We start from the raw sequence: 23,410 nt of genomic DNA on the forward strand, positions 1-23,410 counted from the left end.
AGGTGGAAATTTAAGTGAGGTGGGGGAAAAATTTCCTCACTGTAAGCCATACTGTAAGCCATCAAATTAATCGACTTACCAGGTAAAAACCAAATTCCCTCGTTATCTTTCGGCGAAAGTCTAAAGCTTTTTCCCTACACCCGACACTCTACACCCTGTTTCACTTTCCATCTGCTTGTCACCCCGTCAGTCGCAATAATTATTCTTTTCCAAGTCGATTCTAACACTATGGACTTTCAAGATAAAAAGAACTTATCCGAAAACGACCAATCAATCCAAGCTAGAGTTTTTAAAGCTCTTAGTGAAGCTAAAGAAAAATTAAAAGCTTTCGAGTCTCAACAAAGCGAACCCTTAGCTATCGTCGGTTTAGGTTGTCGTTTCGGTCATAATATTGCGACACCTGAATCCTTCTGGTCTTTCCTCAAAGCGGGTAAAAATAACCTCAGAGAAATACCTAAGGAGCGCTGGAACCAGCAGGATTTTTATGATTCAGATCGGAATAAAGTGGGTAAAATCTATGTTTCTCAGGGGGGGTTTCTCGATGATGTCTCCCAGTTTGATGCCCATTTTTTCGGAATTGCTCCCAAGGAAGCCGTCGCTATGGATCCTCAGCAAAGGTTGCTTTTAGAGGTAGCCTATGAAGCTTTGGAAAATGCAGGAATGGCAACAACGACGGCTAGAAGGGGAAAAACAGGGGTTTTTATCGGGATTACTAACAATGACTATGCCCGTATTCTTACCTCAAATGAGGACTATAATGCCATCGGAGCCTATCATATTTCGGGCAATCATACTAATGCGGCAGCTGGGCGTATTTCTTACCTTTTAAATCTTAATGGTCCGAGTTTGGCAGTAGATACCGCTTGCTCTTCCTCCTTAGTCGCTGTTCATCTCGCTTGCCGTTCCTTACGTTCCCAAGAATGCAGACAAGCTTTAGTCGGAGGAGTGAACTTAGTTTTAACTCCAGAAGTCGTCATCGCCTTGTGCCGCAATCAGATGTTAGCCGCAGATGGCCAATGCAAAACCTTTGACGAAAGTGCCGATGGGTTTGGAATCGGCGAAGGTTGCGGAGTCATCGTCTTAAAAAGACTCAGTGACGCTCTTCAAGATGGTGATCACATTTGGGCAGTGATTCGAGGGACCGCAGTCAACAACGATGGAGCTAGTGGCGGCTTTACCGTTCCTAATGGGCCTGTGCAGAGAGAATTAATCAGAGAAGCTCTGGCTGACGCTCGTTTAGATGCCGAGGCGATCGATTATGTTGAAGCTCACGGTACAGGAACATCTTTGGGAGATCCCATCGAAATTAAAGCCATAGCCGAGGCATTATGCGTCAATCGTCGGAAATCTAACCCGTTATTAGTCGGTTCTCTCAAAACTAATTTAGGTCATCTGGCGGCGGCGGCTGGAATTTCAGGATTAATTAAAACCGCATTATCGCTACACTACCGTGAAATTCCGGCTCATCTAAATCTCAAAAAACCCAATCCTCATATTAATTGGGATGCCTTACCGATTAGTATCGTCACGCAAAATTGTCCTTGGAATGTTAATAATGGCAAGCTCAAAGCGGCTGGAGTCAGTTCTTTTGGAGCATCGGGAACCAACGCTCATGTTATTTTAAGCGAACCGCCTCAACCGCAACCCCAAAACCCCAAAATATCCCCCATTCTCGTTACTTTTTCGGCTAAAGAACCCGAACGTTTACGTCTTTTTACGAATCAATTTGTGGATGAGCTTGAGCAGAAAACAGTTCTCAACGTCAAGGACATTGCTCTATCTTTAAATACTGGTCGTTTTCCCCATAAACATCGTCTCGCTCTTTTAGTTTCTAATCAAGAGAATCTGCGCCAAGGCATTCAGGCTTTTCTCAAGAGCGATGGGGATGAAAAGCAATTTCGAAATATTCAAAATAATAGCTTCGACATCATTTATGGAGAAGCGCAAAGCCATCCTAAAATTGCTTTTCTCTGCCATGACGAGCAAGAAATTAGTCCAGAAATCATTGAAACCCTGCTCAATAATGAGCCAGTATTTCATGAGGCTTTTAGGCAGTGCGAGCATCTGTTTAAAAAATATTTAGAATTTTCTCTTCAGGAATTATTGTCATCTAAAAAAGCCTTAGAGCCTCAGATTTCTTTGTCTGTACAACCGGTATTATTTGCCTATCAATATGCTCTTTGTGAACTCTGGAAATCGTGGGGAATTTCTCCTTCTGCGATTTTAGGTTCTGGATTAGGGGAATATCTCGCCGCTCAACAAGCGGGCGTTTTTTCCCTTGAAGATACCGTCAAGCTGGTGGCGAAACGCGCTCAAATTAGCCCACAAAACCCCAACTCAGAAGACCTTTTATCCTTGCTCAAAAGCACCCCAGAAGTCGATTCTAACTCTCCCGATATTACCCTAATTTATCAGGGTGAAGTGGTGAAAAAATCTCTCAAAAATTCCGTGAATAGAGGGGAAAGGATTAGGCAAAAATCCGACGAAATCGCCCAGGGAATTTCTACTTTGCATCAAATGGGATATCAAATATTCCTAGAAATGGGAATCAGTGCCAATCTCATTAATATAGGTCGTCAAAAGTTAGGGGTAAATTCAATTCTATGGTTATCTAGTTTAGGGGAAGATTGTCACAGTGATCAGCATGAGCAAAGGGTGCTAGGTCAACTCTATGTACGAGGATTTAATATTAACTGGGAAGCCTTTCATCGCTCACATCCGGGGCAAAAAATTAGTTTACCTAATTCGCCTTTTATCCGCAAACGCTACTGGATAAATTCTGGCAATAAATCAGAGTCTTCTAGCTATAAAAACCCTAATTATTACTCTGGACATCCCTTACTAGGCGATCATTTTCCTTCTCCCTTAGCTCTCCTTCAATATCGAGGGAGCATTAGTCAACATAAACCTGCATTTTTAGGAGAACATCAGGTTTTTGATCAGGCCATATTGCCAGCATCTGCCTTGATAGAAATGGCTTTAGCTGCCGGGGAGAATCAAAGAGTTATTTTAGAAAATGTTGAATTTAAGAAGGCATTAATTTTAAAAGATACGGAAGACACATTACAGTTAATCATTGAGCAAAAAAGCTTTAAAATTTACCATGAACTTGAGCCAAATTGGGAAATATTAGTTACTGGAAAAATTGAGGAATTGAAATCAACTAATTTAACCCATTGTCATCTAGAAGAAATCGCCAAAAATTGTTCCGAAGAAGTCGATATCAACTCCTTTTATGAAACTTATCAAAAATCAGGGATAAATTACGGGAGTAACTTTCGGCTCATTCATCAACTGAAGCGCGGAGAAAATACAGCTTTTGCTCAAATCAAATTAACCGATAGGTTAGAGCGGGAAAAATATCATTTCCATCCCGCTATGTTAGACGCTTGTTTTCAAGGGATTGCTGCCATTTTATTTCAAGAAGAATCCTCAGTAACTTATGTTCCTGTTCGCCTTGGGCAATTGGCATTTTTCCACCCTCCTGATGAGCAGGTAATCAGCGCGGTTCGACTGAAAAACTCCTCCCCTAACCCTAACATTATTATCGCTGATATTGATATCTATTCCCCCCAAGGTCAACCCTTAGCATCCCTCACCAACTTAGAACTAAAAGCCGTTCAATCTCAAGAGATTATCCCCCAAGAAATCCCCCCTCAAATCTATCTAGAAGAATGGATACCTTCCGAGGAATTATTAGGGAATGGCAGAGACACTTTAGTAGCTCCCCAGGTGATTAAAAATCAAATTCACCCCGCACAGTTAGAACAACAACTAGGGGAAAAATTGGGGCAATATGAGCGCTTAATGGAGGCCTTAGAAAAGTTAAGCGTAACCTATATTTGGGAAGCCTTAACAAAACTTAATGGACAGCCAAAATCAGGTCAAACTTATTCCGAAGCACAGATAGCAAATCAAGGTCAAATTGTCGATTTTTACCGACCTTTATTATCTCGATGTTTAAGCATTTTAGCTGAAGAAAAAATCGTTAATCAGACAAAAGATGGCTGGTTATTCGTCAAAGAATTAGAAGCACCTTCATCGCCATCGCAAATTAAAATTCTCCGCCAAGAATTTGCCGATTATCCAGCAGAAATTAGTCTCATGGAGCGTTGTGGCTCTGCTTTGGCAGCAGTCATGAGTCGTCAAGTTGAGCCATTAGAATTACTCTTTCCTCAAGGGGATTTAGAAGTGATCGCATCAATTTATTCGGAAGCCGCCGGAGCTAAATTGATGAATCAGTTAGTCGCCACCACAATCAGCCGTGCTATTGAGAATTTACCCCCCCATTATACCCTAAGAATTCTCGAAATTGGAGGAGGAACAGGAGCCGTTACTGCTGGCATTTTACCTCACTTACCCACAGAACATATCGAATATGTATTCACCGATATTTCCTCTAGTTTCTTAACAAGAGCCAAGGAAAATTTTAGAAACTATCCCTTTATTAAATATCAAACTTTAGACATTGAAAAAAATCCCTTTACTCAAGATTTTCTCCCCGGCAGTTTTGACATAATCATCGCCGCTAATGTTCTTCATGCCACAGCCAACCTTCAAAAAACCCTGGAAAATGTGCGCTCTCTCATCGCTCCTAAGGGACTACTAATCCTCTTAGAAAGTACAGGGGCAAGACGTTGGGTAGATTTAACCTTTGGCTTGACAGAAGGATGGTGGTTATGTAGTCAAGATCTGCGGCGGAATGGTTATCCGTTAATCAGCACAAAAGATTGGCAAAATTTACTGATTGAGAATCAATTTGAAGACATTAATATTATCGAACCAAGCCAAGCAAAAACCCGAAATTTATTAAAACAAAGTGTCATCATTAGTCGCAGCAGTGAGCAATTACCTTCTCTTCCGGCAAAATCTTACTATCATCAAATAATCTGGGCAGATAGTCAAGGAATTGCTAACGGTTTAATCCCTCTATTCCAACAGAGAGGAATAAGTTGTTCCTGCGTCTTTTCCCAAGATATTAACCCGGAGATGGCTGAAGATTACCTATCAATATTGAGAAACTCGATAACTTCAGAAACTCGTCAAATACTGTACTTCTGGGGCTTAGAAAAAATCCCTGGAGAAATGGATCAACAAGTCGAGATTCATTGTCAAAGATTTCTCTTTTTCTTACAAGCGTTATTGCAGCAAGAAAATCCGCCGGCTCTGATTTTAGTGACTCAAGGAGCAGTACCAGCAAAAGCCATTAAAACCCTGACCTCTCCCTCTCAAGCATCCTTATTAGGAATAGCCTTCAGCCTAGTCTTAGAACATCCTGAACTTAATTTTAAGGCGATTGACCTAGATCCAGATGAAGTAAACTCAGCCGACAAACTGCTGCAAGAAATCTACAGTAATCCCCAAGAAAACCGGGTTGCTTTGCGGGGGGAACAGCGTTTTTATCCCCGTTTAGTGCAGAGAAAACTTGAAGAGGGAAATATCAATTTTAGTCCTGATGGCTATTATTTAATCACAGGAGGCACAGGGGGGTTAGGATTAGCAACAACCCGATGGATGATTGAAAAAGGGGCGCGGAATTTAGTTTTGTGTAGTCGTCGAGGGGCAGAAGGAGTTAGCCCTGAAATATTAGCCAATCTCTCCTCTAGTGGGGCAGAAATTACCCTCAAAAAACTTGATATTACCGATGCTGAAAAACTGCACACTGTCTTAGAAGAATGCCGTTCTAAATATCCTGTACGGGGCGTTTTTCACATTGCTGGAACCTTAGACGATACCACCTTATTAAGACTAACACCAGAGCGCTTTAATTATGTTTTAGCTCCCAAAGTTAAAGGAACTTGGTTGCTTCATCAACTCACCCTAAATGACCCATTAGAATTCTTTGTCTGTTATACTTCTGCTGTATCTTTAATTGGCTCAGCTGGACAAGCCAATGCCGCGGCAGCTAATGCCTTTGAAGACGCTTTTATCTATTATCGTCAGGCGCATCATTTACCCGGAACGGTCATAAATTGGGGTCCTTGGAGCGAAATAGGTGCAGCAGTAGATCGCAATGTTTTGGAGAGATTAGCCGCTAAAGGATATGGGGCTATGAAACCCGATTTAGCCCTTAATGCTCTCGAAAAAATTCTCCTAAATCAGATTATTCGCGCTGGTGTAATTAAGATTGACTGGCAACAATTTCCTTATATTCATCAAAGCTTTTATAAAAACTTTCTGCCTCAAGGAAACCCCCAAGCAGCCCCCTCATCTGAGTTTTTAAAACAATGGCAAAATTTAACCTTAAAAGAGCGTCCTAATTGGCTAACTAATCATATCATTATGCGTGTTTCTACTGTCTTAGGACGCTCAAATGATGAAACTTTTTCCCCTCAACAAGGCTTTTTTGATTTGGGGATGGACTCTCTCACTTCTACAGAGTTACGAAATCTGTTACAAACTGACTTTAATTGTTCTCTCCCTTCGACAATTACTTTTCGTTTTCCGAACGTTGAAGCCTTAGTTAATTATTTACAGCGAGAAGTTCTAGATAATTGTCAACCAGTATTTACCCCTCAAATAAAAGCAGAAATTTCTCAAAAACAGCCAGAAAAATCACAACTCGATGATGATCCTATTGTTATTGTCGGCATGGCTTGTCGATTCCCCGGCGGTGCTAAGAATTTACAATCTTTCTGGGAACTTTTAGAACAGGGAAAAGATGCTATAACAGAAATTCCTCAAGAGCGCTGGGATCAGGAAACATGGTATGATCCTAATCCCGATGTCCCCGGCAAAATATACGCTCCTTACGGTGCATTTCTAGAACAAATTGAGGAATTTGATGGAGAATTTTTTGGCATTATTCCTAGAGAATCTGTCGCTATGGATCCTCAGCAGCGTTTACTCTTGGAAACCACCTGGCAAGCTTTAGAATCTGCTGGACAAAATCCCCAAAAATTACGCAACAGTCAGACGGGAGTTTTTATCGGTTGCATGACTCAAGATTATGCCCAATTAAGTTATTCTCCTCAAGCCATTAATGCTTATACTGGTTCAGGAACTTCTGTTAGTATGGCGGCGGGTCGTCTTTCTTATGTCCTTGGTTTACAGGGTCCATCAATGACTATTGACACCGCTTGTTCCTCCTCATTAGTAGCGATTCATTTAGCTTATAATGCCTTACTTAATGGTGAGTGCGATCTGGCTTTGGCTGGAGGGGTTAATATGATTTTAACTCCCATTATTTCTTTAATCGAAAGTCGCGCCCATATGCTTGCCCCTGATGGACATTGCAAAACCTTTGATGAGAGCGCAAATGGCATGGTGCGAGGAGAAGGCTGTGGAATAGTTGTTCTGAAAAGATTGAGCCAAGCACTTAAGAATGGAGACCAAATTTTGGCGAAAATTTATGGCACAGCCGTCAATCATGATGGTCCAAGTAGTGGGCTAACTGTTCCTAATGGTCAAGCTCAAGAAAAATTATTACATCAAGCCCTTAAACGTGCTAATCTCAAGCCTGAACAAATCGATTATATTGAAGCTCACGGCACTGGAACAGCCCTTGGTGATCCCATTGAATTAGAAAGTATGTCCGCCGTTTTTGGTCAACGCTCCCCTAATCGGCCTTTAATTATTGGTTCAGTAAAAACGAATTTAGGCCATTTAGAAGGTGCTGCTGGAATTGCCGGATTAATTAAAACCGTTCTAGCGTTACAACACCATAAAATACCTCCTCATCTTCACTTTAAAAATCCTAATCCCCGCTTTGATTGGAGTTCTCATATTTTTGAAGTTCCTGTACAAGGAAAACCTTGGGATATCAGCGAACGTCCAAGGATTGCTGGAGTAAGTTCCTTTGGATTTAGTGGAACGAATGCTCATATCATTGTTGGGGAAATTGACGCTGATTTACCTCAACCTTCGGAGAATAATTTTTATCTATTACCCCTTTCGGCTCGTTCTGAAAAATCGCTGCAAGAGTTAGCGAGAAATTATCAAGATATTTTGACTGAGTCTATCAATTTAGCTGATGTTTGTTTTACCGCCAGTACAGGGCGGGGGATTTTTCCGCAACGAATCTGTATTTTAGCAGACTCAATAACCACGGCACAACGAGCATTAATTGATTACCAAGATGGTGAAAATTCTGACTCATTAATCCGACCGATTTTATCAGAGACTCCACAAAAGATAGCTTTCCTCTTTTCTGGACAAGGCTCTCAATATTCCGGCATGGGAGAAACCCTTTATAACCGAGAAGTTGTTTTCAAGGAAACATTAGATCTTTGTGATCAAATTTTAGAACCCCTTTTAGAAAAATCTCTCTTAGATTTAATCTTTCAAGAGCAAAATAGTGAGTTATTAGAGGAAACCCAAATCACTCAGCCGGTGATTTTTTCCCTTGAATATGCACTCGCCAAATTATGGCAATCTTGGGGAATACAACCTTCAGCCCTTTTAGGACATAGTATTGGGGAATATGTGGCGGCTTGTTGGGCAGGAGTCTTTTCTTTAGAAGATGCCTTAAAATTAGTGACTCAACGGGGTAAATTAATGGGAAAATTGCCCCACAATGGCAGTATGTCCGCTATTTATGCTGATTATGAGACGGTAGCAAACGCTCTAACTTCGTATGAAAATCAAGTTAATATTGCTTCAGCCAATGGCTCAATTACCGTCATTTCTGGATTTAAAGAGATTGTTGAGCAACTCGAAAAAGACTTTATTGATCAAGGGCATAAAACTAAACGTTTAGCGGTATCTCATGCTTTTCATTCGCCTTTAATGCAGCCCATTCTTGATGATTTTTCCCAGGTCTTAAAAACAATTTCTTTTCATGAACCTAGCTTAACGATTATTAGTAATCTGACGGGGAAAGCTGTAGGTTCAGAAATTACAACTCCTGATTATTGGGTAGCTCATCTGCGTAATACTGTACAGTTTAGTCAAGGATTTCAGTCTTTAATTGATCAGGGTTATCGTTGTTTTCTAGAAGTCGGTTCTAAGCCTGTATTACTGAGTATGGCTCGCCTTATTGCTGCCAACCAGGATCTATTATGGTTGCCTAGTATTGTACCCGGGCAGGATGAACAGGCACAAATGTATAGAAGTTTAGCGACACTTTTTGTTAATGGTTATTCTGTAGAGTGGACTAAAGTATTTAAACAAGGTAAGCGAATTAGTTTACCGACTTATCCCTTTCAAAGAGAACGGTATTGGCTATCTAATTCGGAATTTTCTCTAGGGTCAATCAAGACTCAGTTACATCCTTTCATTAGAGATTTTAAAAAGTTAGCAACGGGAGACATGATCTTTGAAGGTGAGGTGAGTTCTCTTAACCCTAGTTATTTAGAAGAACATAAGGTATTTGAAAACATTGTATTTCCAGCTACCGGTTTTATTGAAGCCATTTTAGCCGCAAGTCAGAAAATATTTAATGGGCATTTTGTCACCCTTGAAAATGTCTCTATCCATCAGGGATTAATCTTATCTCCAACTCCCTCAATAATCCAAATAATTTTTAAACCTAAAAAATCATCTCAACTGATTTATACTTTTGAGATATTTAGCAGTGATTCTGCACAAGAACAATGGGTTCTTCATGTTACAGGTGAAGTCAAACCTAAGGATATACAAAGCTTGGCTGCCTCAGAATTAAACCAAACTAAATTAGAAAGGGAAAACTCTAAAGAATCGATTTCTATTCGTGAATTCTATGAGCTTTATCAGCAGATGGGTATCAGGTATGGAGAGCAGTTCCAAGCGATTCAAGAGTTATATTCTTTCAAAAAAGGCTCTCAAGCTAAAATTAGTATTAACCCTAGTTTAGCGGATCGGCGTTATTATTTTCATCCAGTTCTTTTGGATGCTTGCTTACAGAGTATTGGGGCAGCTTTCCCCGAAATTCATGGTCAAGAATTGCATCTACCTTATGGATTCTCTTCCTTGGAAATATTCCTAAATCCAACTTCGCAAGTTTGGACGGAAGTTCAGGTCATCTCAGATACTAATGGTGAAATGAGAGTAAATGTTAATATTTATGATGAACAAGGACAGCTTTGCGCTCGCTTTACTGACTTAACAGCACGGCGCATAAATCCAGCTATTTTACAGAGTTTATGGCAAGAAAAGTCAAATAATTGCTTTTATAAAGTGGAATGGAAAAAACTTTCTTCAATGCCAACTGTTGCCGTCGATCCTCAAAATTCTTGGTTAGTCTTGGTTCGTCCAGAAACAGACTTAAATTCCCTAATTAATTTATACAAAAAGGCAGGAGAAAAAGTAATTACTGTAGAAATGGGGCAGAATTATCAATGTTATTCTCAAGATTCTTTTGTGATCAATCCGGCTCAGAAATCTGATTTTCAGCGTCTCTATCAAGAAGCTTATCCATCTGGAGAATTTCCGACTGGTGTTGTTTTTTGTTGGGAATCTTCAGAAGCTGAAGAAGTTCTAGATACAGTATATCAGAGTTCTCATGCCGTCTTAAATTTAGTGCAAACCCTCACTAATAACTGGGAGAAATTACCCCATTTATGGCTGATTACTCGCGGGGCTAATAAGATTAGCAATGATACGGCTTTATCTCCTCAACAGTCCCATTTATGGGGATTAGGAGCAGTCATTAATCAAGAGTATCCTAAAATGGGTTGTGTTTGTTTAGATTTACCAATACATAAAGAAGCTAATGAAGCTGCACTTTTATTCAATGAATTAAAGTGTTTCCCCCATGAATTCCGTTTGGCTTTACGTCAAGGAAACCGCTACGCAGCCAGGTTAGTTTCTGCATCTCTTCCTATCTCAGAAAAACGACAGTTTATTAATCAGTCAGGGGCTTATTTAATCACGGGAGGGGGAGGAAAACTCGGCGGATTAGTGGCTCAATGGTTATCAGAAATGGGAGCAAGTCACCTAGTTTTGTGTAGTCGCCATGTTAAATCTTCAACAGAATTGATCGCCCCATTAGTAGAGAAAGGAACAAAAGTAACCTTGATTGAAGCTGATATTACTTCCCCCACAGATATGAAAAATTTATTCTCTCGTTTTGGGGCAGACTTGCCCGTCTTACGAGGAATAATTCATGCAGCAGCGGTCTTAGAAGATGGGCTTATCAGTAATCAAAGTTGGCAAAAATATCAAAAGGTAATGAGTCCAAAAGTAGCAGGAACTTTATTATTAGATCGTTATACTCGCTCTCTATCTTTAGACTTTTTCGTAAGCTTTTCTTCTGCGGCTGTCATCCTTGGTTCACCGGGTCAAAGTAATTATGCGGCGGCTAATGCTTTCATGGATGCTCTAATGCAGCAACGGCAAAGTTTAGGATTACCTGGTATTAGTATTAATTGGGGAGCTTGGGAGACGAGCAACCAAATTGATCAACAACGTTTCGCTAATTGGGGTTTGCAGATGATGCCTTCTGAGCAAGCGTTTCAATATCTCAACCAGATAATTTTAGATGATATTACCCCAGGGATAGTTCTCGATATTAATTGGTCGATTTTTAATCAAACTTTCAATATTAATCAACCCTTCTTTAGCGAGGTATTAACCCTAAAAAATCAAAAACAAACAAGTCCAGCAAAACTATTAGAACGATTAAAATCTGTCTCTATAGACGAACGAATAAACGCTTTAGTAGAAGGACTGGAGAAAATATTAAGAGAAGTGACAGGGTTAAATGGGAACAAAGTTATTCCTCAACAAACATCATTCTTAGACTTAGGTTTAAACTCTCTAATGGTCATAGAATTTAAAAATCGCTTAGAAACAGATTTAGGTTGTAAATTGCCATCTTCGATCATTTTCGATTATCCTAATCTTCTCAGCTTAAGTACCTACTTAAGGGAACAAATTCTAGCCAATCATCTCGATTTTGAGATTAAAATAAATCCAATTCCTGACAATCATAATCCCTATGACAGCCTCAGTGAAGACGAACTGGCAAGATTACTTAATCAAAAATTAACGGAGCTTGATCAATATGGAGGTTAAATTTTAAAAATAATGTTTCAAAAGCCATAAGATGTGGTAGGCTAAGTAGGTGAACATGAGTAAGCTTAACTCTGTGGGGTTAAACTTTTGTTTATATTCACTGATAGTAGCATCCTAATTTATGTTTAACGGCGTATAAACTTAGAAATTATCGAGAATGGGGCATGGTTGAGAGTATAGATTACAAAAAATTAATGGCAACGACCTTAAGCAAAATGGAGGTAATGCAAGCTCGTATCCATGAATTAGAGACGAGACAAAGTGAATCCATTGCGGTGGTCGGAATGGCTTGTCGTTTTCCTGGAGGTATTAATTCCCCAGAAAAGTATTGGAGTTTTTGTCAAGCCGGACTTGATGCTATAGTAGAAGTTCCTAAAAGCCGTTGGGATATCTCAAAACTGTATTCTCAAGAACCAACTTTAGGAAAAATGAACACCGCTTATGGGGGATTTCTTCAAGAGAATATCACAGAATTTGATGCCCGTTTCTTTTCGATCTCAGCAAGAGAAGCAGCCTCCATGGATCCTCAACAAAGGTTACTCTTAGAAGTTGCTTGGGAAGCGTTAGAAAATGCCAATTTACCTCTGAAAAATTTAGCCGATAATAAGGTAGGGGTATTTGTGGGGATTACTAGCATTGATCATGCTCTGAAGGTTTACGGCACAAACTATGATCAAATTGACTCTTTTTTTGGCACTGGCAATGCTCTAAGCGCAGCCGCTGGAAGGCTATCTTATTTTCTCAATCTTCACGGTCCTTGTCTCTCCATTGATGCAGCCTGTGCATCCTCATTAGTAGCCGTCCATCAGGGGATTCGTAGCCTGAGAAATCGTGAATGTGAACTCGCTTTAGTGGGTGGGGTAAACCTCATTTTAGAACCCGCAATTACGATTAGTCTTTCTCAGTCGGGAATGATGTCCCCCGATGGGCGTTGCAAAACCTTCGATGCCTCTGCTAACGGATATGTGCGAGGGGAAGGCTGTGGGGTTTTGATTTTAAAAACTTTATCAGAAGCCCAGAAAAACGGGGATCAAATTCTTGCCCTGTTGCGAGGTTCGGCGGTGAATCATAATGGTGCTGCTGCCGGTTTAACCGTACCCAGTGGACCCGCTCAGCAAGAATTGCTCCGTCAAGCTCTAGCTGATGCCAGAATAGTCCCTGAAGATGTCAGCTACATAGAAGCTCATGGCACAGGCACTTCTTTAGGAGATCCCATCGAATTGAATGCCATTGCCTCAGTTTATGGAAAGCGCTCTGACCCTCTTTATGTCGCCTCAGTGAAAACCAATATCGGCCATCTTGAAGCCGCTGCTGGCATGGCTGGAATGATTAAAACAATTCTGATTCTTCAACAGGGTGAAATCCCGCCCCATCTTCATTTCCAAAGCCCTAATCCTCTGATTAATTGGCAAGACCATCCTATTAAAATTCCTACTCAAAATATACCTTGGCCGAATAACAATAAAGTCCCTGTAGCTGGGGTAAGTTCTTTCGGGTTTTCCGGCACAAATGCCCATGTCATTGTTCAACAAGCACCCGTCAGCAAAATCTCAGAAATTCAACAACAAATTCCTAGTCATCTCTTAACTCTTTCAGCCCACAACAAAACCGCTTTAAAAGAATTAGCTAAACGTTTTCATACCCTCCTAGAATCTCATCCTGAAATTGGAGATATTTGTTATAGTGCAGCTGTCGGAAGGATAGATTTACCTGAACGTTTAGCCATTGTTGGTGATACTTGTCCAGAATTACAACAAAGATTAGCCGCTTTTGCTGAAGAAACCCCGCTTGATGATTTGACTTTTTATCAACGTTTTACATCGGAAAAATCCCCTAAAATTGTTTTTCTTTTTACAGGGCAAGGGGCTTGTTATCCTGGCATGGGACATCAACTCTATCAAACTCAGCCGACATTTCGTCAATATATTGATCAATGTGCCGAAATATTAGCGAAGTATTTAGACCATCCTTTAACTGAAATATTATTTGGTGAACAGACCGATTTACTCAATCAAACCGCTTACGCTCAACCGGCTATATTCGCCCTAGAATATTCCCTAACAATGCTATGGAAATCTTGGGGAATTACCCCCAGTTTACTGATTGGCCATAGTGTGGGAGAATATGTAGCAGCTTGTATCGCAGGAGTATTTAGCTTAGAAGCTGGACTCGCCTTAGTTGTCAAACGGGGGCAATTAATGCAAACCACGACCTCTGGGAAAATGGCTTCAATTTTTGCTGATGAAGAGACAGTAATTTCCCTAATTAAAAATTATACTCAAACAGTTTCAATAGCTGCCATTAATCACCCTCAACAGATTGTTATTGCTGGAGAAAGTGCCAGCATTGAGGAAGTTATTAGCACCTGCAAAAAGCAAAAAATTCCCGCTCAATATCTCCCCGTTACTCAGGCTTTTCATTCCCCTTTAATGGAGCCAATTTTAAAAGAATTTGAAAAAGAGGCTCGTCAAATTTCTTATCAACGCCCCCAAATTCTGCTACTTTCAGGACTTGATGGAGAGCTTTTAGAAAATGCACCAGATGCCGCTTACTGGAGCAAACAATGCCGAGAACCAGTAAGATTTTTGTCGAGTTTAATAACCGCTTTCAACAAGGGATATAACCTATTTTTAGAAGTGGGACCAAGACCAATACTGGCAGAACAAGGTCGTCGTTATAAAGATGAGGTCATCTGGTTAAGTTCTCTCAATCGTGGCTTAGATAACTGGCAGACAATTCTTTCAGCCTTGGCACAACTCTACCTCAATGGCCTGCCTTTCAATCCAGAACAATTCAATCGAAATTATGGCTATAAAAAAGTCAGATTGCCGAACTATCCCTTTCAAAGGAAACCTTTCCAATTTCAGCCTAATCCTCGAACAGAAAATCAGAGCATTGACAAAATATTCCTAGACGCACAAACCTCTAACCTTACCGATACCGAAACCACAGTTTTCAATATGCAAAAACATCAACAGGAAATCCGTAATCAATTAAAATCAATTTTGGCTTTACTTCTGAAAGAAGATGAGAACGAACTGCCGGAGGATGAGACATTACTAAACTTAGGAGCAGACTCAATTATCTTGACTGACTTTTCTCGCAAAATTGAAGAAAAATTTCAAGTCAAAGTGAAAATAGATCAACTCTTTACCGATTTACAAACTCTTGTTGATATCGCCGAATACCTCTGCCAATTTGTCAAAGAAAAACCCTTAGAAAATGCTTCAGAAATAACGGCTAAAGTTATCGATGACGAGACAGAATTAAGCAATTATCTGCAAGTCATTGATCAATTGCAACCCATCGCTACAGCCTATATCATCAAGGCTTTAGAGTCCTTAGGGAAAAAACTTAATCAAGGGGAACAATGGACAATAGAAACCCTAAGACAAACCTTACCTGTTGCCCCCAAATATCACATTTTGCTCAATCGTTATTTGCAGGATTTAGAGCAAGCTAATATTCTTCAAAATCAAGGGAATATTTGGACTGTCAAAAACTTGCCTGACTCTTTTTCCTTACCCCAAGCCCTACAAAAGCTAGAAAAAACTTGTCCATCTGCAAAACCTGAATTAGAAATGTTGCAACGCTGCGGCGAAAATTTAGCAGAAGTTCTCAAGGGAAATATAGACCCCTTGACATTAATTTTCCCAGAAGGTTCCGTTGCTCATGCAGAAAGTATCTATGGCAATTCTCCCGTATCTCGATTGATGAATCAACGAGTCGCCCAAGCTATTAACCAGATTTTAACCAACTTTTCTAATAGTGATCGCCCCTATCAAATTCTCGAAATAGGAGGAGGAACTGGTGCCACTTCAGAAGCAATTCTTCACCACTTAAACCTCGATCATGTCACTTATTCTTTTAGCGAAGTTTCTCCCTTCTTACTGCATCAAGCTAGGCAAAAATTTCAGAAAAAATATAACCTAAACTTTCATCAACTAGACATTGAAAAGTCCCCCATTTCTCAGGGGATACCTGCCCATAATTATCATATTGTTGTCGCCGCTAACGTCCTTCATGCGACCCGAAATATTACAGAAACTCTAACCCATATTCGGGAACTTCTGCGCCCCGGCGGTTACTTAGTTCTCCTCGAAACCGTAGAAAATAACTCATGGCTGAATTTAACCTTTGGATTAACCCCCGGATGGTGGCGCTTTCAGGATCAACAATTACGCTCAGATACACCCTTATTAAGGGGTGAAAATTGGTGTTCCGTTTTAAAAAGTTGTGGGTTTGCTACGGCGAATAGTTTCTCTAAACAAAACAATATTCCCATTAACAATGGACAAGAATTAATTCTTGCTTGTGTGCCAGATGAACCCCTCTCAATTCCTGCAAGGACTAAGCTTACTGTCTCCGGTGAAAGCTCCGGTAAAGAAGCCTTAATGATGGCTCAATTACAATCTTTAAAAGACCTAAAAGAACTCCATGAGAAAACCATTATCAAGCAATTAGAAGTTCTTCAAGCTGCCCCCGTTTTTCCAGGTATAGTCCCCGAAATATTAACGAATCAGACTCAAATCATTCCTGCCCAAAGCTCTAAAATAGAAACTTACCCGCCGGTTTCTCAAGAGAAGCCCAAATCTCCTGAGAAACCTAGTTCTCCCAATTTAAACCCCTTAGCCTTAAAGCTCACTGAGAACAAATCCTTAACCGAACAACAACAAGCCTTTATTCAAAATTTACAGAGTATTTATAACCAGAAAACCGCCAAATCAAAAGCCTATTCACAAAATAGCCGTAAGACAATGGTAGATGTTAAACCGACCATTGACTTCCGCATGGCCTTAAAAGAATTTCAATATCCGATTGTTTCAGAATCCGCTCAAGGGGCTTATTTTAAGGACATTGATGGCAATAATTACATTGACTTAGCTATGGGGTTTGGGGTTAACTTTTTTGGGCATAGTCCTGATTTTGTCATTGAAGCAGTTCAAGAACAAATGAATCGAGGAATAGGCTTAGGAATGCAGTCAAATCTGGCCGCCGAAACCGCCGCTTTAATTAGTGAAATGGGCCGAGTCGAAAGAGTCGCTTTTAGTAATACGGGAACCGAGGCGATTATGGCGGCTGTTCGCATTGCTCGCTCCCGGACAAAACGTCAAAAAATCGTTATGTTTGCCGGCTCCTATCATGGAACTTTTGACGGCATCTTAGCACGAGTAGGAGAAGATAAAACCACTGCTCAACCCTTAAGTCTAGGCACCCCTTTAGGAATGGTTGAAGACGTAATAGTCTTGAGTTATGGAGTTGAAGAAAGCCTCGATATTATTGCTACTCATGCTGATGATTTAGCCGCCGTATTAGTCGAACCAGTTCAAAGTCGCAAACCCGATTTACAGCCTCAAGAATTTCTGCAAAAACTACGACAAATAACCCATAAAAAAGGAATCACACTCATTTTTGATGAAATTATTACCGGCTTTCGGATTGCTCCGGGAGGAGCGCAAGAATGGTTCAATGTTGAAGCTGATATAGTCATTTATGGTAAGGCCATTGGAGGAGGTTTACCAATTAGTATGATCTGCGGTAAAGCAGATTTCTTAGATACCGTTGACGGCGGTTTCTGGCAATACGGAGATGACTCTCATCCGCAAACCGAGTTAACCGCTTTTGGGGGAACTTTTTGTCGTCATCCTTTAGCCCTTGCTGCTTGTCGTGCTGTGCTGTTACATCTTCGGGAAAACAGCCCAACGATTCAAGAAAAAGTGAATCAATTAACTCATCGATTAGCCACCCAAGTCAATCAATTCTTTCAAGAAATAGGCATTCCGATTCGGGTTGTTAATTTTGGGTCTTTATTCCGCTTTGAACCCTTTGGAGCTTATAGTATCTTTTTACAACCCATCGAATTACCCCTCTTTTATTACCTATTAAATCTTAAAGGAATCTACACATGGGAAAAACGAGTTTGTTTTCTCTCCACCTGCCATACTAATGAAGATATAGACAAAGTTATAGTAGCCGTCAAAGAAGCGATTACGGAATTGCAGCAAGCCGGTTTTTTTGCTAATGCTAAACGCCCCCAAGTCAAGAAAGAAGAAAAAAAGCCGCTTTCTGAAGATGAAGATGGTAGGGGACATTTACCATCTTTAAATCAATCCTTTCCCACCAGTGAAGCTCAACGTCAGCTTTGGTTATTAGCTGAATTAGACCGTAATGCTTCAGCATCCTATAACGTCACAACATCTCTAGAATTACGAGGTTCTTTAGATGTTTACATTTTAGAAAAAACGATTAATCAAGTTATTAATCGCCATGAAGCTTTGCGAACCCAAATTATAGAACAAGGAGAATTACAGGAAGTTGTCAATCAAGTTAAAATTAAATTAAACTTCATTGATTTGAAGGATGAAGATAATCCCGAAGCGACGGCCTTAGCGTTACGATCTCAGTTTTCCCAAAAACCCTTTGACTTGTCGATTGCTCCCTTATTTGCTGTGATTTTAATGCGCTTAAAACCTGACCATTATCTGCTGTCTTTAAAAACTCATCATATTGTGGCAGATGGTTGGTCACTAGGATTAATTTTGCAGGAAATTGGTCAACTTTATTCATCCCAAAATAACACAACTAAAGAGGTTCTCACACCACCGATGCAGTTTCGGCAATATTTAACTTTGCGAGCGCAAGAGACGCAAAGTCCACAAATGTTAGAGCATCGGGATTTTTGGTTGAAAACCTATCAGGAAGATCTCCCAACCTTTGAGCTTCCCACCGACTTTCCCCGTCCCGCCGTTAAAACCTACACTGGCGGACAAGAAAGTCAAGTCATTCCCTCTGAAGTTGGGCAAAATTTGCAGAAAGTAGGACGCAAAAATAAAGCTACATTATTTATGACGATGTTCGCCGCTTATACTGCTTTTTTGCGTCGAATTTCTGGTCATAAGGATTTAGTCATTGGTATTCCTATTTCTGGGCGACAAATAGAAGGCAGTGACAACTTAGTAGGCTTTTGTTCTCAATTTTTACCCCTGCGGATACAAGTCGATGCTACCACCTCTTTTATTGAACATTTACAACATACTAAACAAACCCTGATCGACGCTTTTCGCCATCAGAGTTATACTTTAGAGGATTTATTAGCAGCTTTACAATTACCTAGAGATTTTTCTCGTTCTCCTCTCATTTCTGTATCTTTTAACATGGATCCTAGTTTAACTCTGCCTGAGTTTAAAGACTTAAAAGTATCCTTGCCACCGTCACCAATTAGTTACACCCCTTTTGATCTAGGATTTAACTTAATTGAACTTAATGATAACCTCATTATTTACTGCAATTACAATACAGAACTATTTAAACAAGAGACAATTAAACAATTTATTGAAAGCTTTCAAATTTTGCTGAGGGGAATCATTGACGATGCTAATCATCTCCTTTATCAGTTACCTTTATTAACCCCAGTCCAACAAGAGAAGTTACTCAGACAATTAACGGGAAAAACTCGCAAACTCCCAGAAAAAGCCACCATCATTGATGACTTTGTAGCTCAAGTTAAATTAACCCCTAATGCTCCCGCCTTAATTGCGGGAAAAATTAGCCTTAGCTATCAAGAATTAAATGAAAAAGTCAATCGTCTTACTCATTATTTACAGCAGGAATATCAGCTAGGTGTAGGAAAAGTGATTGGGGTCATGCTCCAGCGTAATCACCACTTAATCATCGGGATTCTGGCTACCTTTAAAACTGGAGCGACTTACGTTCCTATAGACTCTCAATATCCTCACAGTCGCATTGAGTTTATTTTAAAAGATAGTGGCTGTCATGTTTGCCTAACGGAGAGTAATTTTATCTCTAAGTTACCTGAAAAAATGGAGAAAATTTGCTTAGATAAAATCGATCCTATTGTTGAAAAATATGACAAAGATGAGCCTAAAATATTTCGCAATTCTAGCCAAACCTCCTATATTTTCTACACTTCAGGTTCAACTGGTAATCCTAAAGGAGTCATGGGCCGTCACATCTCAATTTTGAATGTTATTCAAAGCTTACGACTTACCTTTGATTTAGATAAACATCCTGAATGGCGCTATATTTTCACAGCTGCTGTTACTCATGATCCATCTATTCGTAATATTTTTCTCCCCTTAACCATAGGTGCATCCCTATATATGTACGAAATAAAATATATAGGACATTTGGTTTCTTTCCTACAGGAAAATCAAATTAATGCCCTACACACCACCCCATCTATCTATCGAGAAATCTTGGGGCTACTTGAACCAGGAGAAACCATTTCCAGCTTAAAATATATCTCGGTAGGAGGGGAAAAATTAGATCGGGAAACTGCCTTAGCTTTGCGGAAACGTTTTCCAGCAGAAATTATTAGCAATGTTTACGGATCTACAGAAACTTGTGTGGGAGTATCCCAGTATGAAATCAAGGAAAACTTAGACAGCGAAATCCCCCTCGGTCAAGTTTTCCATAACAATCGCTTAGGGGTTCTTGATGAATTTAATAATCCCGTTCCCCTCCATGTAATCGGCGAAATTTGTGTAGAAGGTGCCGCCCTAGCATCGGGTTATCATAACCAACCCGAAATGACTCAAGAAAAATTTAAACCTAGCTTTCTTGATGAGACAAAAACTCTCTTTAGAACCGGCGATTTAGGCAAGCAAACTGCTCCCGGTATCATTGAGTTTATGGGACGAAAAGATAATCAAGTTAAGGTCAATGGTTATCGAATTGACCCCGGAGAAATTGAATATCAATTGACTCGTTATGCTCCCATTGAAAGAGCGATTGTTTTACCCGTTCAAGTTAATAATCAAACTCAATTATCTGCTTACTGTCAAACAGACAAAACTCTAGAAATTGCTGAGATTCGAGAATTACTTGCCAAATTTTTACCAGTTTATATGATTCCGAGTTACTTTATTTTTTTAAAGCAATTCCCCTTAACTCGACATGGGAAACTTGACCTGCACTCCCTGAGAGAACTCAGAGAAACTGGTAAATCTCTGGTGAATTCTAATTATGTTGCACCCCGGAATTATTTAGAATCCAATCTCGTTAGTATCTGGGAAAAAATTCTCTCTAAACATCCTATCGGTATTTTTGATAACTTCTTTGAAATTGGCGGTCATTCTCTACTCTTATCAAGGGTTGTAACCCGGGTTCATAAAGAACTAAATGTATCCGTAAAATTGGCTGACTTCTTTAAAGTTCCAACCATTGCTGGATTGGCGACTTTAATCTCCCAGACTCAATACAATTATCAAGAACCCATTTCGGCAATTCCCCCCCAAAAATCCTATCCGATGTCTCATGGTCAGCGTCGTCTTTGGGCTTTAGAATTTCTAGATCAAAATCATAATGCTTACGGAATGCCCAGTGCTTATCAATTCAAGGGCAATCTCAATATTGATGCTTTTGAAAATGCCTTTCAACAGTTAATTCAACGCCATGAAATTTTGCGGACAACCTTTACTTTAATCAATAATCAACCCCGTCAAGTTGTCCATAATCAAATGAACTTTGTCATTAAACAAATAGACCTGACAGCTTATGTTAGCACAGAACAAGAAAACTTGATCGAAGAAGCGATCAGCCATAATGCCAAAACGACTTTTGATTTAGAAGTCGGACCGTTACTTAAAGTTAACTTACTTAAACTAAGCCAAGAGAATTACATCGTCTTGTTTAATATGCACCATATCATTTCTGATGGTTGGTCAGCAGGGGTTTTAATTAAAGATTTCCTCAGCCATTATCACGCCTATGGACAAGAAAATTCCCAATTAATGCCCCCTCTCAGAATTCATTATAAAGACTATACTTCTTGGCAAGAAAGTCAATTAGAAACCTCGAAACTTCAAGATCAACGGGATTACTGGTTAGCTAAATTAACTCCTGTCCCTGTGCGTCTTAACTTACCTGTTGATTATCCGCGCCCACCTGTTAAAAGTTTTCAAGGAAATACAATTACATGGCAACCTGAACCCGAATTGATCGATACTTTTGAGAAGTTAATTAAAGCACAAGAAGCCAGTTTATTTATGGGTTTAGTTAGTTTGGTTAAGAGTTTTCTATTCCGTTATACTGAGCAAAATGAAATTACAATCGGCTCTGCTATCGCCGGCAGAAATCATCCTGATTTAGAAGATCAAATCGGATTTTATGTTAACACTCTCGTCCTGCGGGATCAGATAGCAGATCACGACAGTTTTACGGATGTCCTTAGCAAAGTAAAAACCACCACTTTAGAGGCTTATGATAATCAAGACTATCCCTTTGATCAGATCGTATCTGATTTGAATTTACAACGAGATCCTAGCCGGAATGCTCTCTTTGATGTGGCAATTGTCCTGCAAAATAATCAAAATATAGATCTGGCATTGAACGGAATTACAGTTAACTCCATTGACCCCAAAATGATGACCGCTAAATTTGATTTAGAATTTATCTTTGTTGAGGAAGAAGAACTTTATCTCAAGCTAATCTACAACACAGATATATTTATCCATGAGCGAATTTTATTGCTCATAGATTTGTTCAAAAACTGGCTAGAGCAAGTTTTAAAATTTGCCCATGAACCTTTGATCAACTTATCCTTAGCTTCCTCAGAAAATCTTATTCAAGAGGGGCAGGATCTGTTCACAGAAGATTTTAATTTTTAGTCAACAGCAATTATACGAGCAGGAGATTTTAATGAAGACAAAACTACCGATTCTTGGCGTTTTAGGGGGTATGGGACCAGTGGTTACCGCCGAATTTCTTAAGTCGATTTATGAATATAATCCTTTTATTGATAAGGAACAAGAATCCCCTAATGTCATCGTTTTTTCTCTTCCCTCTGCACCCGATCGCACAGGTTCTATTGATAGTGGAAAAGAAAGAGAATTTATTGATTTTATCCAAGTCAATCTGGAACATCTCAATAAACTGGCTGATTGCATAGTCATTGGCTGTTGTACGGCTCATTATGCTCTACCCCAGATCTCCGAAAATCTGAAGGATAAACTTCTTTCCTTAATTAAAATAGCGGATCAAGAACTCCAAGAATATAATGAACCTACCCTTTTACTTGCTAGTACAGGGACTTACCAGAAAAAATTATTTCAGGAAGGCTGCACCACCGCAGATCTGATTATTTCTCTCTCAGAAAGCGATCAAAAGTTGATTCATGAAATGATCTATAAAGTGCTAAAAAGAGGACACGATCCGTTAAGTATTCTTAGGGATATAGAAGCATTATTAGAGAAATATAACACTCGCTCCTATATTTCTGGGTGTACCGAATTTCATCTCTTAACAAAATCTCTCAAACTCAAAGGAATTGACTCCATTAAAGCGATCGATCCTTTAAGTACCATCGCTCAAAACTTTTCTCAGTTAATCATCAAACAAGCTCAGGTAGACCGAGGGACCGACTGCCATCAACCTTCAACCCCAAAAAGCCCTTGACCATCGCAGCCCTAGGAGGTACAATTCAAACTTGAATTGGCCACTTCTGACTTTTAACTTG

3 protein-coding genes are annotated in these 23,410 nt (G+C 39.8%); all 3 read left to right on the forward strand.

The window, feature by feature from the left end; genetic code table 11:
- Positions 1 to 228 precede the first annotated feature (228 nt).
- Entirely contained in the window at positions 229 to 11,934 is an 11,706-nt protein-coding gene (locus O9295_RS04180) for a type I polyketide synthase (RefSeq protein WP_288031932.1), read from the forward strand.
- Between the two features lie 194 nt (positions 11,935 to 12,128).
- Positions 12,129 to 22,562 (forward strand): non-ribosomal peptide synthetase/type I polyketide synthase, encoded by a 10,434-nt coding sequence (locus O9295_RS04185; RefSeq protein ID WP_288031933.1) that lies wholly within the window; start codon positions 12,129 to 12,131, stop codon positions 22,560 to 22,562.
- A 31-nt stretch (positions 22,563 to 22,593) separates the two neighbouring features.
- Positions 22,594 to 23,349: an aspartate/glutamate racemase family protein gene (locus O9295_RS04190; protein ID WP_190723008.1), complete on the forward strand. Its 756-nt coding sequence runs from the start codon at positions 22,594 to 22,596 to the stop codon at positions 23,347 to 23,349.
- The last annotated feature ends 61 nt before the right edge of the window (positions 23,350 to 23,410 follow it).

Origin of the sequence: Microcystis sp. LE18-22.4A (genome assembly GCF_027531105.1) — a bacterium.
Lineage (GTDB): Bacteria > Cyanobacteriota > Cyanobacteriia > Cyanobacteriales > Microcystaceae > Microcystis > Microcystis aeruginosa.

Excerpts from the sequence above, each read along its gene's own strand:
- O9295_RS04190 (WP_190723008.1), top strand. The coding sequence starts at position 22,594 with ATGAAGACAAAACTACCGATTCTTGGCGTTTTAGGGGGTATGGGACCA.
- O9295_RS04180 (WP_288031932.1), top strand. The coding sequence starts at position 229 with ATGGACTTTCAAGATAAAAAGAACTTATCCGAAAACGACCAATCAATC.
- O9295_RS04185 (WP_288031933.1), top strand. The coding sequence starts at position 12,129 with ATGGCAACGACCTTAAGCAAAATGGAGGTAATGCAAGCTCGTATCCAT.